Here is a 14422-nt window from a genome sequence, read left to right on the forward strand (position 1 = left end):
CATCCTTGCAAAGTTTTTGTCTTCCTGACTGCATATACAAATACCATATTAATACCACCTGTCAATAGGTAAAACCTATCAATTGGTTATTTTCTTCCTCTATGCGTTATTTCTTCTTCGAGAATTGAGACAAGTATATTATGCCGGTAAGCATTCTCATGCATTTTCTTTATCATTAACAATAAATTATTATTCTCATGTTTTAATGCATTATTTTCATTTTCGAGCCTTTCAATTCTACTTGCAGCAAGACTTAAACTTCCTGGCAATTTTCTGTTTTGAGGTTTTACAGAACCAGCCCTCTTTCTTGTTTTGTATGCTACGACAATCTCAGTATGTTGACTCAGTGCTTGTCTGGTTGGAACTTTACCTAATATTTTTTTACAAGCCAAACATACAGCATCCCATGTAAAATTTGGCCTTTCCCAGTTTTCAATAATTTTAACAATAGATTTTATTTCTTTATCATAAAACTTCTTTGCCATTTTGCTTCTCCTTTTTGATTATATTTTCTAACATTAATCTAAATGTTTTTATTTTTTCAGATATTTTTTCTTGCCCTGAAAAGTCTAAATCTAAAATCTTCTTTTCAAGTTCTTTAAATTTACTTTCAAGATTTATTCTAAAATCAGAATCAATACTTTTTTTCTGATTCGAGATTGAACTGCCTTTATTAACATGAGTATTCAAAACCTTTCTTGATAGTTCAGTTAATTCATCGTGAGACATATGATCATACACAACATTATCCTTAATATTTCTTCTCCCTGACCAGTGAGCTATTTGCACCTGAGACAATGCACTCCGTTGAGCCATAGTGTTAAGCAAATGCCTTATTTGATGACTGTGAAAACGGAGATTGGCACTATCAATGTTAGAGTTGGCATGTCTTCTGAATATATTATTAACATTGCGAATGCTAAAATCAGATCTGAAATCATTGGAAATGGCATTCAATGAAGTGAAAATGTCAGTACCTTTTATTGAATTTAGTTGATCTTTATTTATTGCTAATAAATTTCTATGTGTAATGCGGTTGTCTCGTTCGCTCGTAGCTTTCAATTCAGATTTTTTCCGCAACAGATAAACCCAGAATGCTTTGATGCTAATAACACCACTTTCAACACTTGACAGGAATATTTCATTCTCCTTTGAAATATCTTCTTTATTTATAACAAAACCAAGCTTATTGAGATCCTTAATTGTCAAAATTTCAAATGCACTTTTATTTAACCAACTATACAGATAGTCCTCCCCACTCTGTAAGAGATTAGATACAACCCTTGCATTATTAGTAAGTTTTCGTAATCGCACGATAGCTTCCTTTGCTATCGGAACCATTGATTCTGGTATCCATTTTGTGTTATACCCATAACCTTTTAATGAATAAAATCGCAGCCCATATCTGGGTATGCCCTTCATATCTTTGACTACAACTTCGCAATCATCTTCTAAAAGCATAATTTCAGTTATTCTTGATGGAGCACATAAGAGCAAGGCAAAAATTGAAGATATAAAGATATCTCTTGTGTTGATAGGTTCTGAAGTAAAAATTCCCCCTACAAAATCTATAACCCTTTCGTCTGGTAGTTTTATTTGCTCTTGTTCTGATAACGAGTCGATTGAGCCTATTTGTTTACTTTTATTTATCTCATTTCTTTTAAATGGATAAGACCAGCGAACGATCCATGGAGGTAACATATTCCTTTTTGACATAAATGAACAAAATGATATTAAGTCAGAGTAAATTCTATAAACAGTTGACTCTGCAAAATTTTCATATGCAATAATTATGGCTTCATCTAAAATTTTATGATTTATATCATAAATATTAGCCTCTTTATTCACTCGTAAAAGAGCGACTTCTAATACTCTCAGTAATCTTATGTTCCTTAGAGCCTTAGGCAAATCATAAAAAAATTTATTCCATATATAAGCTTTGGCAAATTCTATAATATTTTTATTCATAAGCCTCTTTTTTTCATTACTCTTATTAGCTTTTATTTCACTATAAAAAGTTATCCCCCTCCCCCAACTTGGATTTTCCCATTTGAAATCTTTATTGTTAGAAATTTTTTTATTTTCAGAAATAAATTTATAAACGTTATCTTCATAATTATTATTCATTTATCACCTCGTAATTTATCAAGTCATTGAAGAGACTATCAATGCCATCTTTTATTAGTAAGTTTATTGCACTATCAAAAGATATCGATTCACATTCAGATGCAAAAAAGTACTTATCTATAAGATCTTTTAAAACAACCAACTCTCTTTCTGCCGAGTTTTTTTCTGTAAATTTTTTTGCTATTGGTTTTATAAACTCATTCATTGCTTCATTAATTTTTCTGCTGTTTTCAGCAGTGTTGTGTACATAACTCATTACAGAACTGGTTGAGCTATGATCAAGAATATTAGCTATCAATGATGGGCTATAACCCATCTGGGCTGCTTTTGTCCCTAATGTGTATCTAAATCTTCTTGAGTTAATCTCTCCAAAATCAATTTGGAGTTTCCCGATTGAACGATTTATTGTTCTTCTGATTTTTGTAGTTACCTGATATGAAGACAGTTTTAACTCTCCATTTTCAATCATGTCCAAACTTACTGTGTTGTTTTTGAAATGATATGTATTCAAAAAAATAGGGAGCTTGTTTTTTTGTTTTTCATTTAATTTAGTATTTAGTGTTTCACTTACAATAGATTTCACTGCATTAATGAGATAAGTTAGGTTTTCAAAAAGGTTTTGGGGGATTTGTACTTTACTAAACTGCTTTCTATAAGCTCCTCTTTGTTTAACTTTTGGAATATTGATATAAAAAACACCATCGAGTTTGAAAAGATCCCCTGTCTCAAGTTGAGCAATCTGCATCGGTCTCCGACCTGTATATATCAAAAGGAGCAGCATAAGATAGTTAGATAAACTAATCCTCTCAACCTGATAAGCTCTTGCTGTTAACTCTAATATCTTTTTTATTTGAGTATCATTAAATGGACCTTTTTGATAATTATGTGTTTTTAAATACTTTCCTGATAATTTTTTGCTAATTTCAATTTCAGTAATAAATTCAACAGAGTTAGAAGATAACAACGAGGGGAAAAGAGTATGCATTTTCAAAAGTAAATATTTCATAGATTCAGTATGGGTATAGTCTAATGGGCTAACCTTGCCAAAATAAAATCTTATATTGTTAAATGCAAATAGACTCTCCACATTATCTGATAATTTTAGAAAATGCTTCATGGCATAAAACATTTTCTTTGTATAGCTTGCACTATAATTCATAGCAAAATAAGCCAAGGTCGTTTTAACATGTATAAAATTCTCACCCATAATTTTCAGAGAATCTAAATTCAACATTATACTTTCATTAATCTTCCACTTCGGGTTTGAAAATGTTATTTTGAAACCACCGTATTTAGTTTCAAAAACCGAATATTGATTTTCTTGTAGATTTCTGATAATTGGTAACATTCATAGACTCCTCATTCAAATGTTTTATTGGATTAATGATCGCCATTATTTTTTGACTTTCTTGAATTATAAATCTTCTATTATAAATATCTGAAGTATCACTTTCATTTTTCCAGCCCATTAGATAATTTCTTACCTTCTCATAAAATGCATAATTATCAGGATTGCAGTTTAAGATCATCATTTCTGAAAATTTAACATTCCATGTGTGCCGCAATGCATGACCTACGAGATTTCTTAACTCATTACTGTTTTTCCTTATTTGCTCAAAAATTTTTTGATAACCTGAAATGGTCAATGGATACCCTAAATTACCATTAGAACTATGGGTAACGAGTAGATAGTCATGCTCAACTGCTTTAGATTGCTTTCTCCTAAAAGTGCTAATGTATTCATGTACCAATTCAGTTAATTCAAAGCTTAAAGGGATTTGCCTTTCTAAAGTCTTGACAAGAGGCTGTCGCAGCCTTGGCTCATCTTTATTGTCAGGCCTTCTTACTATGCATAAATTTTTCTTCTTATAATTAAAATCAGCTATCTTCAGATTGAGTAATTCTCCTCCTCTCATACCAGTTTCAAGTAGAATCTTAATTATAAGATTATTGCGAAACCGTACATGTGGAGCATAAGGATTCGTCGCTGATTCTATACCCACTATGTTAAGCAAAGTATTTTCCTGGTCTTTACTTAATGCTTTTTCTTCGTTTTCAATGTTGTAGTTCTTCGCGTTTTCAATTCTTGGCTTTATAAAATCAAATGCTCTACAGATCGATTCATAGTTATTAGACTCATTGAAAGTTATTTTATCTATAAACCATTTAATATAATTCTCTATAGTTACTATCTTAAAGTATAAAGATTTTTCTGTGATATGCCTTTTCTTATTTATATCAATAACATTCCCTTGGCTCTTTTTGTATGACAGGTAATTCATTAAATTGTACAGATAACCATTCTCAGAGACAAGAACTTCCCAGTTTAAATGTAAAGAATTAAACAAAGATACCTTTTTTTCTGTATTGTATCTTTCAAACAATAGCAAAGAATTTGCTATTGACTCCATTGTTGAAAATGAATAGTTCTTTATGCGAAATACTACACTCATATATAGATTTGGATAAACCAATGGGATACCTGTATCAGCATTCACTATCATGCAGTTACGAACTCCATTTCCATCTTTTACTCTTTTTATTTTGTAATTCATAGCTTCTCCTATTTACAATTAATAATAAGTGAAACTAAATAAAGCATAATGATTATGCAATTTACAAATTTATTTTACATAAGTCTGAATCAATCTCTTTTGTATCAGTATATGTGAGAGAAATGCTCTAATATCCCTCTAGAGGGATATTAGACTCCACTCTTTCCACTTTAAATACATAAGTAATTAATTAAAAAGAATTTGTACTCAATATGTAAATTGAATTGTAAATGGCAGATTTGCTTTTTTAGTTTTATATGCAAATACAGATTAAATTTTGCTTTTACATAAAGTAGTTTCTTTATGTTAAGAAACTTTTATTCTGCTTCCTTCGATTGCTGATTGAATCCATTCTTCTATCTCATTTTCAACAAAAGCCACTGCCCGTAAACCAATTTTTATAGGAGTAGGAAAACGCTTTTCGCTGATAAGTCTATAAATCCATGCTTTGCTGAATCCAGTACGTTTTTGCACTTCTGGCAGACGGATAAGACGGGTTGTTTGATTATTCATTATAAGTTCCTCATGCTTCGTCGTTTCGATGGAGTCACTATACAAACGGTTGTTGAGAAAAAGGAGAGAGATTCCAGAGTCGAAAATTATTGATGTTCGTATCCACTGAAACAGAGGAAATTCAGGCACCATGAATCTCCTCCTTTTTTTGACATGAGGACACTCTTGGCTATAACCCTATGTTTTACATATGATATTTAGAATGTAACATTATAAAAAAAGGCACCATCACTGATGCCTTTTGCGGTATCTTAATCTAATCTACAAGTTTTATTACGTCAGATACTTTCACATCTTTTAGATGGCTATTCTTGTTCATGAAAAAATGCAATTGCCTGATAAAATCAATAGTAGAAGCTTTTAGAGCGAGAGGTCTGTCAGTATCTTTGATTTGCTGTGGCAACCTCATTTCAGTTTCTTCGTCTTCATCGGTGTAGAGCAGTCTTGATAATCTGTCATCGGAAATACGAACCTTTTTTATCTTTGCCCATATGAGAATGTCCAGCATAGGTATGATCCGATAATTGATTAGTTTCTTGATGGTACCATAACCAAAACGAACAGATTCAAGCGGGTTTTCTTCTATTCCTTTAAACTTTCGCCACTGGGGAAGTGCAGATTTGAGAGACTCTGCGATTTCTTCATCTGTACCACTTGCCAGGTCAATTTCGAACATGACCGTTCGTGTGAATTCATCAGGCATACTCTCAGAGACAGGCTTTTCTTCAAACTCCTTATTTACTACATATCCGTAATCACCATCCCAGTAGAACATACCCCTTTTCATGGAGAGAATGCTCAAACGGGCAATTTCATCTGTAGTAGTCAGCAAGAAGTGTGGAGGTTGAAAAAGATTGTCCTTCTGAGTCATGTATCCCAACCTTTCTTCTTCAATCAAGAAAGGGTTACCGCTGAAAATTTTTTCGAAATATTCCATTGCAGCTTGGTTTTCATAATCCCTGCGATATGATTTGAAAAAGATAGTTCTGGCCCACAACTCATGATAGAACCTTATCAAGGTTAGCTCTTCAAAACCCCAGTAAGTCTCAATGTTAAACCAGCACTTGATGTCCTTCGTATGTTCTGGTGTCCAATTTTTCAAATTTCATTCTCCTACCTTTGCCTTATGCGGGAACTTCCTGCGGATAGAATCGAACTATTGAGAAAAGTTACCGCATTCACCCAAACATGAAAAGCGCAACGGACCTTAACTATGAGTTCAGTTACTGACAGGGAGTTGAACTGAAGATTTTTTATCTTTTTGATACAATCTGCTCATCGCGAGGACTCATACTAATAGCATTAAGATTTATGGTTCCTTTTTAGAACCATACGTAAAATTAATAGTTAAAAGAACCATATAAATCAATTTAATAAATGGTTAATTACAGGGACGCCAGCCCAATCATGATTGGACGGTGCAAGGACAACACCAACAAAAACAGGAAGTTAGAAGTCTCAGCAAGACACCGACCAGACGGTGAGGAGACATAAAAGGATACGCAAAGGAGCCGCGGCTCCTGGTGATATGAAAGCCCACAGATGTGGGCTTTTTCGTTGATGGTCAGAACGACCAGTTCACACCAGCTACCGCATTCCACGGGGATTCCACACCGGCACCATGGCTATACCCCACCCCGAGATGTCCGCTTAACGTACTGCTGAATGAGGCTTTAATACCTGCCTGGTATATTCCACGTCTGCCCGACAAATCATTGACAAAATTACCGTCATTATTCACTTTCACCCGGTTATCATCGACAAATTCTTTGCGCACAGCCGCCTTCAGCCACGGCTCAATTTCCATACCGTTCCCCAGACGCATGTTGTAACTCAGCGTTGCGCCCAGTTCGCGATATATACTGCGAGTATCGACTGATTTCGATTCCATGCCATTGGATAAATGATATTCGGGGTTATCAGCGGTGAACCCCGTTAACGATGCATACGGCGTCAGGTTCCAGTTACCATCGGTAAATCGCATCCCGGTTTCAATGTGACCGCCCAGCCCGTTGCTGCGATAACTGCCGTTGGCGGCTCCACCGCTGCTCATTTTACCGGCTACGTTACTTTCAAAACGGTTAAGCTTCACGACACCGTCCAGATAAAAACCACTTTCATGTTCCCAGCTGGCATAGCCCCCCAGAGAATAACTGCCCACACTGCCATGTCCTCCGCGATCAAAACCGATATGTGAATGTGAATAGCCCATAAAAGCGCCCAGCGTGGCAATCCCCTCAGGAATATCATTACGACTGTCGATCCCCACTGTCATTCCGGTCAGCGTCTGCTCAAACCCAGCCCCCGCATCGGTGGTGACATTATTACGGGTGTTATACGTCGCCCCCCAGACATTATTGTTGTGTGGACTCGCTTTCATTATGTTCAACCGCTCGCGAATACTGTTTAGCTCAGCATCAAATACCAACGGTAATGTTGCTGCCATATTGAGTACGGCTGCCGTAGAAGGCGTGATGCGTTTCTCAGGGACGGGTGTCGGTGTTGGATCGGGAGTCGGGTCTGGTTTCGGATCCGGTTTTGGGTCTGGTTTTGGATCCGGCTTCGGATTTGGGTTGGGGTCCGGGTTGGGTTTGACATCATTGGTCAGGTTCCAGTTGCTGTTGCCATCGCTTTTCAGGACATACTCATAGGTCCCAAGATCAACGAAACCGCCGGTATTACCCAGCGTAAACGAAGCATCCCCTCCCCCTGTTTTCACCAGCGTCATCGCGTCGTCAGACTGAGGGCTGACGCCTGTATCCTGAACAAAGATTTTAAAATTGCCAGTGGCGTTGTTGTTGACGATCAGTTGATCGCCCCGGGAGCCTGCAACGTTGGTATGCAGGTAGAAATTACCGCTGCCGGAAAGTTCACTGGTGGTCAGCGTATTGTAGATACCGTTAGTTGTGGCAGGCGCTGCTGTTTGTGCTGATAAATAAACATCACCGTCGTTGAGGAGTAAACTGTTTACTCTATATTCGCAGTTGCTGGTGCCTGCACAGGAATTATTGCTGTTAAGCCAGACACTGCCCCGACTGGCAGCCGTCAGGTCGGCAAGCGTCGTATCGACGCCATTTCCGATAGTTAATGTCGCGCTATCGGTAATCCGGACCACCCCTTCAAGTTTAACTGGCGTAACATTATCCCGTGGCGTCATTAACGACAGGCTTCCTGTCGCGCCACTGACCGATGCATCCGCCAGCGTACCTGCGTAGACGATTGCCGTCCCGCCAGCGATCTGGAGATCTTCTGCCCGGGCCAGAGCCTGAAACTCATCTTTTGACCGACCGAGGGTATATTGCCCACCGGAATTAACCTTTGTGGCGAAGTCCTGACCCAGGTTTTGCATTGCCCCACCGTTGCCAACCCTGGAATCGCGGGCTTCGGTACCTGCTAATACCAATAAATTACCGCCATTTTCCAGCAACGCATTGGTCGATAAATTGCCGGCAATGGAAAAGGTGCCGTACTGGTGAGTACCGCTAATTTCAATACCGTTAGCCGTGCTCGTCTGGAGAGCGGCACCGCTGTTCTGGATGATATCTGTCGCTTTGCCATTATCGTTGACTGTCAGCGTACCGCCTTCATTAATCGTTGTTTTTACTGCCTCACCGTTAGCCGAAACTGTTTGTATTCCGCCGTCGTTAATCGTTGTCTCATTCGCCACCCCCTCGACGATTTGTTCGCCGCCGGTGAGCGTCGTGCCTGTCGCAGTGGCTTTTGTTTTGACGATCTCCCGCCCGCCCGCATTGACCTGTGTTTTGGCGGAAGTGGTGTCTGACTCCACGGTTAACACGCCGCCATTTGCCAGCAAGATATTGTTCGCCGCATCCTGCTCAATGCTGAACGCGACGCCATCAGCGCGTGTCCCTGTGACCCGCGTCGCTCTGGTGGTTGCCACCAACGCGCCCTGGCTACTTTGCTGTATCCCCGTTGCGCTGCCTTTCTCCCGCACATCGAGAGTGCCGCCGTCATTAAGCACCGAGTTTTCAGCCAGACCGCCCTCATTAACTACCTGTGAACCGCCATTAATAATGGAACCTTCCGCTGTCCCGTTTACCATAATTTGTTGTAGGCCAGAGACGATATCGGTATTGATCGCCTTACCATAATTCTGAACGGTTTGCGTACCGCCATTGATGTGCGTTTTATCTGCTGACCCACCATCAACAATTTGTTCACCACTTTCGATATTTGCCTCAGTGGCTAAACCATATACCGTTTGCTTGCCACCTTTGATATTTGCTTTTTCAGAAGTGGCACTGGCATATATTGTTTGGGTACCAGCACTATTAAGTACAGTACCAACATCTTTTCCATAAACATCCATTTTGCCGTTGGCATTAATAATCGTGTCAACTGCCCGGGAACCAGTGACGACTGTTAATGAGCCAGCGTTTTCCAGCACTACATTTTTAGCTTCTGAATTCCTGATGTAGAAAGCATCACCATAACTGTTGGTTCCTTCGATAAGTGTTCCGGAGGTCGTGGAAGCAATTAATGCGCCGCCGGATTGTTGCTCAACATGCTTAGCCTCACCACCGTCCTGAACCTCCAGAACGCCACCATTATTAAGTCTGGTGGTATCTGTTTTAGCCTCCTTCTGGACAATCAGCTTACCGCCAGCATCAACGGTAGTATTTTTCGCTGTGGTTTTAGCCACTACCGTCAGTTCGCCGGTATTTTCCAGCACAACATAATTAGCCTCCCCTCCGGTAATAGTGAAGTGAGAGAGCTTGTTGTATCCTTCAATATCAGTCCCTGCGCCCGTGTTGGCAATTAAAGCACTGCCCGTCTCCTGGTTAACCCCATGTGCAATACCACCGGTATAGACAATCAGCGAGCCTCCAGCGCTAATATTGCTGCCAGTTGCCGTACCATCTTTCTCAACAACCTGCCGGCTTCCGGAGGAGATATTTGTCGTGTCAGCTTTCCCGCCGCTCTTGATATTTTGTGTTCCGCTGTTGATATTGGTGCCCGTGGCAATACCATGATTATTAATATTCTGTGTGCCACCATTAATTATGGTATTTGTCGCGTTTCCGGCAACATCCATAACGCCGCCGTTATCTATTCGGGTCGCATCAGCTTTAGCATTCGTTAAAACTGACATTGTTCCTTTATCTTTAATAATCGTCTTATTTGCCGAACCATATGCGTTTATGTCTAAATGACCACCGTTTTCCAGCAACACATTCTCTGCCACGTTATTGTGGATGGAGAATGCCCCTTCACTATTCGTACCGCTCACCGTCAAATCGTAAGTCGTTACTTTTAAAGCGGCTCCATCGTGCTGAGTAATATTAGTTGCCGTACCACCTCTAACATCAAGCACGCCGCCGGAATAAACTTCAATAACATCCGAGGAGCTCGTGTTATCAACAATTTGCGTACCACCAGAATAGATCTGCGTATTTTTTGCCGTTGACTTACTATTCAGAGACTGAGTTCCGCCTTCAATCGTCGTGTCCAGCGCACGGCTCTCATATACTCTTTGCTCACCGCCATTTTTAATGGCGGTTGTTTCTACTGTGCTCTGTTCAACATACTGTCGCCCACCATTTATGGTTGTGTTCGTCGCCAGACTTCCTTGCGTGATGTCCTGATAACCAGACTTATTTATCGTCGTACCGTCAACATGCCCCTGAGTTGATACTGACTGGCCTCCACCATCAATGATTGTTCCATTTGCAGTCCCCCCCTCTATGCGTGAAGTACCGCCCTTAATTGTCGTGTCATTGCTGGTACCACCTTTATAAACATATTGATTGCCACTTTCGATTATCGTGCCAGTAGAAATTCCTCCGTACTCAATTGACTGTCTGCCTCCATTAATGGTTGTATTATTAGCTTGCCCGTTAATATCGGCATGGATTGATACTAGTTGCTCGCCACCAGTTTCAATAATACTACTATTAGATATCCCACCATAGACCTCCTGCCGGCCATGGTTGATAATATGAGTGTTATTTGTTGTACCTCGTTCATCTACTCGTTGGTTGCCATCTACAGTCTCATCGTTTACCACACCAATAACATTAGTAGTGAAGGCCGCCATCCCGGGCTGGGCATATATTAAGGCAGATATCAATAAGGAAAGTACTGAGCGGCGAAAATAATAGGGACTGGTCCTGTTCATAAATTTCATCCTCTGAAAAGTGAATACTGAGTAGCGTTTAAGCGACCTTAGCTTTGCTGCAACATCAGCCCACAGGCACCAGACCAGGGGATTCATCCTGAAGAGACAGCGCAAGTGTATTGTGTTCACCGCTCATCAAAGACATCATGATGAAATGATGATATTCCGCATAAGAATGAGGCATTTTTTTAAGACATTGTGCTGAAGGATGATTGGATAAAAAAGTCAATCTTTTCAGGAAATACGGCGTATTCTTTTCTTTCGACATTGAAGCCGTCGGAAAAATAAAATGATTTACATAATCGTTTCTGATGAATATCTTCTGCTCACATAAAAATCACACAATAACATTGAGATTGCAGATTGTTTTACTTTTACAGCTCTCGTCCCCTCATTGTTGGGCAAATATTGGTAGAGTCAGAGCACGAAAGTTAATACCACGTTCTCACAGCTCCTCCAACAGCACGGCAAGATGCCGCATACTGCGCCCCAGTCGGTTCAGTTTCCATACTACCAGTACGTCCCCTACCGATAATGTCCTGAGCCGTTTGTTCTGTCCGGGTCTGCTGCCACGGTTATGCGCTGAAGTGGTAACTCTGAGCACGCAGTTCATCAGTCAGGCATGGTGCACCGTAACGTTGTTGTTGCTGGGTAAGATCAAAAAACTTTCAGGCAGCTAAGGAAAGTTGAATCAGACATTAGATGAAATATTTTAATCAATTACAGCACAAATACGGACACCGCCAGCCAACCAAATAAATCAAGGGGTTACGTGAAAGCGTAGCCCCTTTTTCTTTGGTAGTGACAGCAAAATGGATGTAGTGTGAAGAATAATCCCGTTTAATCAATCAATAATACATATTATTTCAATCTACGTTATTATCTCTTTGTAAAAATTGCCATTTATTTATCATTGAAAACTGCTTTTAGAAGTTTATACAAGGGGACTATTCACAACAGGACTATTCTCAACGGGATCATCCTCAGAAGAACTATCATCAAAGTCATCATCCATAAATAAAATATCATCGAATGGTGCCACGCCCGTGATTAGTTTTATTTTATTATTACGATCAGACAAGACTCCACTTAAACCGTTTTCGCTGACGCGTTTTAATGATTTTTCATTACTCTTGTTGTAAGCAGGCGCATTAAAAATACACGGAGTATCAAGATCAAACAATGACGTTCCCCAGTTCACATATTGAATATCATAGTTACTGAAGTTCTGTCCAGAAAAGAAGCATCCCTTAAAATCCAATCCACGTAAATTATATAAACCACCCTCTTCTTTTGGGAGAGTAATTTTAATTCTGGCTATCTCCCAGACAAAATTGCCATTTTTGTATTTGAATACCGTTTCAAGCTCTCCTCCAGACAGCTTGACTTCTGGAAATAATTTGAAATTAAACCCTACATTATTATGTGTCAACGTAGATGAACAAAAGATGGAAAAAGCTTGCAGTGCTGAATTATAGCTATCGATTTTATCTTGAGGCTGCGCTCTTGGTAAAAACTTATAGCAACACTCATAAAAATTAAGTAGAAACTCTGATGACCTTCCATTTTTATCAAATAATACCCGCTGAAAATGCTGCACAAACTTATTCGTTTTTTCTTGAATATCTATGGTGTGTTCCTTTGACTCTAACAAAGATGAATCCTGTTGAAGTGCATTGCTCATCTGGTTGAGGAACAACTGCATTTCTTTCAACTTATCTCCATAGTGACCTTTAACTTGCTGAGAATTTTTAGTTACAGTTGAAACCTTATCTGTGTGGTTTTCATATAAATTATGTGATTCCATACAGTCATTTGGCGGCGTTTCTGAAATAACACTACGCGTTCTACCTGGCTGAAGTGAAGCAACATGAAAATCACTTTTTCTTATATTGCCGAATAGGGTCTGTTCATTTCTCTTAGCGCATTCAATAAACTGATCAACATTATTTTTATTAGATGACATGTCAGTTTCAGAAACCGCATTTTCTTTGTTCTCCAGCTTTAGTTTAATGAGAAGATCTTCCCACACCGTTTTTTTTAAAAATACTACGTCAGGCTCACCATCAGCAACTAACTCTTGATTATTATCAAAGTGTACGTTGTATACTTTTAATTTATTTTCATTAGCATCATATTTAATACGTTTTAATTGTTCTCCGGCTCCCATAATGACAAAGGCATTGCCTTCATGATGTTTACATTCAGACATCATTTTTTGTAAAATTTCAAGAGCACCGTTATACGTCCCTGAGGCAGCTTCTTTACAAATTAATTTTATAATACTATAAGCTAGTAACTCCATGGATTTAGAAGATTTTCTTTCATTACAATTTCCACTATTTATAAATGTGCTAGTGTTAATTTCGTTGCTTTTACTAACTAACATTGTCTTTTCCTCAGTTAATGTCTACATGGCTATTTTTAATGTTATTATTGTTTGTCACTATAAAAAATCGCTCATTTGAGACAATTGCTGGCATTAACAGCTTCATATGCTATACATGGTACTTTTAATTAATTTAGCACAAGAATGTTAAATTTAATAAGCAAAAGGTTATTTCACTGTATGATAAAAACCACCCGTTATAATTTATTCGTGAGAATCGTTTTTTGAGTGTTAGAAATTTATATCTAAATAGCGTTGATTAATGACCAAAGCCAGACTCCTGTAATGCTCACAAGACTCTTCTGCATTCGACGGCGGTTCTAGTCAGTAGTAGATGTTTAAGGCGTGGCAGAGACATTTCATCCTTACTCTACGGCATTGGTCCACATACAAATCGTGGTTGTGACACTTCACTTACCATCAGTGAGCGAACAGAGAATAGTTCAGTGATTTGAGTAATTAACCTGATTAAATGAAGAGGCATGATAAATGATAATACTCTGGCTTTATCGTTAATTACTTAATTCCACATGTAAGCAATTTGCCCGCTTGGCATAGCGGGCATTTTTTCCAGGTACTTTTGAATGAGTACTGATGGATAAATACATTGCAGTGGCGTGCCACGTACCAAAACACCAGCCCTCATTCGAAACTACCTACCGCACTGCTTCTTTAAAATGGCGTTAGTCGTGAAATATT

General features: G+C 38.9%; 9 protein-coding genes and 1 pseudogene. All 10 read right to left on the reverse strand.

Annotated elements, in window-relative coordinates; genetic code table 11:
• Positions 1 to 86 precede the first annotated feature (86 nt).
• The 10 genes and pseudogenes from ACJHYR_RS02455 to ACJHYR_RS02500 all read right to left on the reverse strand — a co-directional run bounded on the left by ACJHYR_RS02455 (position 87) and on the right by ACJHYR_RS02500 (position 13723).
• Complete coding sequence (locus ACJHYR_RS02455) at positions 87 to 485, reverse strand: hypothetical protein (protein WP_059327691.1); 399 nt, start codon at positions 483 to 485, stop codon at positions 87 to 89.
• Complete coding sequence (locus ACJHYR_RS02460) at positions 466 to 2127, reverse strand: hypothetical protein (protein WP_059327690.1); 1662 nt, start codon at positions 2125 to 2127, stop codon at positions 466 to 468. The genes ACJHYR_RS02455 and ACJHYR_RS02460 overlap by 20 nt, the downstream gene beginning before the upstream one ends.
• Positions 2120 to 3475: a tyrosine-type recombinase/integrase gene (locus tag ACJHYR_RS02465; RefSeq protein WP_059327689.1), complete on the reverse strand. Its 1356-nt coding sequence runs from the start codon at positions 3473 to 3475 to the stop codon at positions 2120 to 2122. The genes ACJHYR_RS02460 and ACJHYR_RS02465 overlap by 8 nt, the downstream gene beginning before the upstream one ends.
• Positions 3426 to 4682, reverse strand: coding sequence for a tyrosine-type recombinase/integrase (locus ACJHYR_RS02470; protein ID WP_072837441.1), 1257 nt, complete (start codon positions 4680 to 4682; stop codon positions 3426 to 3428). Before ACJHYR_RS02470 ends, ACJHYR_RS02465 begins: the two co-directional genes overlap by 50 nt.
• A gap of 306 nt (positions 4683 to 4988) precedes the next feature.
• A complete protein-coding gene (locus tag ACJHYR_RS02475) occupies positions 4989 to 5195 on the reverse strand; it encodes a helix-turn-helix transcriptional regulator (protein ID WP_048295858.1) in 207 nt (68 codons plus the stop codon).
• A gap of 256 nt (positions 5196 to 5451) precedes the next feature.
• Positions 5452 to 6297, reverse strand: coding sequence for a DUF6387 family protein (locus tag ACJHYR_RS02480; RefSeq protein ID WP_048295361.1), 846 nt, complete (start codon positions 6295 to 6297; stop codon positions 5452 to 5454).
• A 462-nt stretch (positions 6298 to 6759) separates the two neighbouring features.
• Complete coding sequence (ypjA, locus tag ACJHYR_RS02485; RefSeq protein ID WP_001615343.1) at positions 6760 to 11334, reverse strand: adhesin-like autotransporter YpjA/EhaD; 4575 nt, start codon at positions 11332 to 11334, stop codon at positions 6760 to 6762.
• Positions 11335 to 11398: 64 nt separating this feature from the next.
• Entirely contained in the window at positions 11399 to 11518 is a 120-nt protein-coding gene (locus tag ACJHYR_RS02490) for a hypothetical protein (RefSeq protein WP_001120794.1), read from the reverse strand.
• A gap of 264 nt (positions 11519 to 11782) precedes the next feature.
• A pseudogene (locus ACJHYR_RS02495) lies at positions 11783 to 11947 on the reverse strand (recombinase family protein); the annotation flags it as partial.
• A gap of 321 nt (positions 11948 to 12268) precedes the next feature.
• Complete coding sequence (locus tag ACJHYR_RS02500) at positions 12269 to 13723, reverse strand: DUF5507 domain-containing protein (protein WP_059327687.1); 1455 nt, start codon at positions 13721 to 13723, stop codon at positions 12269 to 12271.
• Positions 13724 to 14422: the final 699 nt, after the last annotated feature.

Source organism: Escherichia sp. WS1450, assembly GCF_046487395.1.
Taxonomy (GTDB): Bacteria; Pseudomonadota; Gammaproteobacteria; order Enterobacterales; family Enterobacteriaceae; genus Escherichia; species Escherichia coli.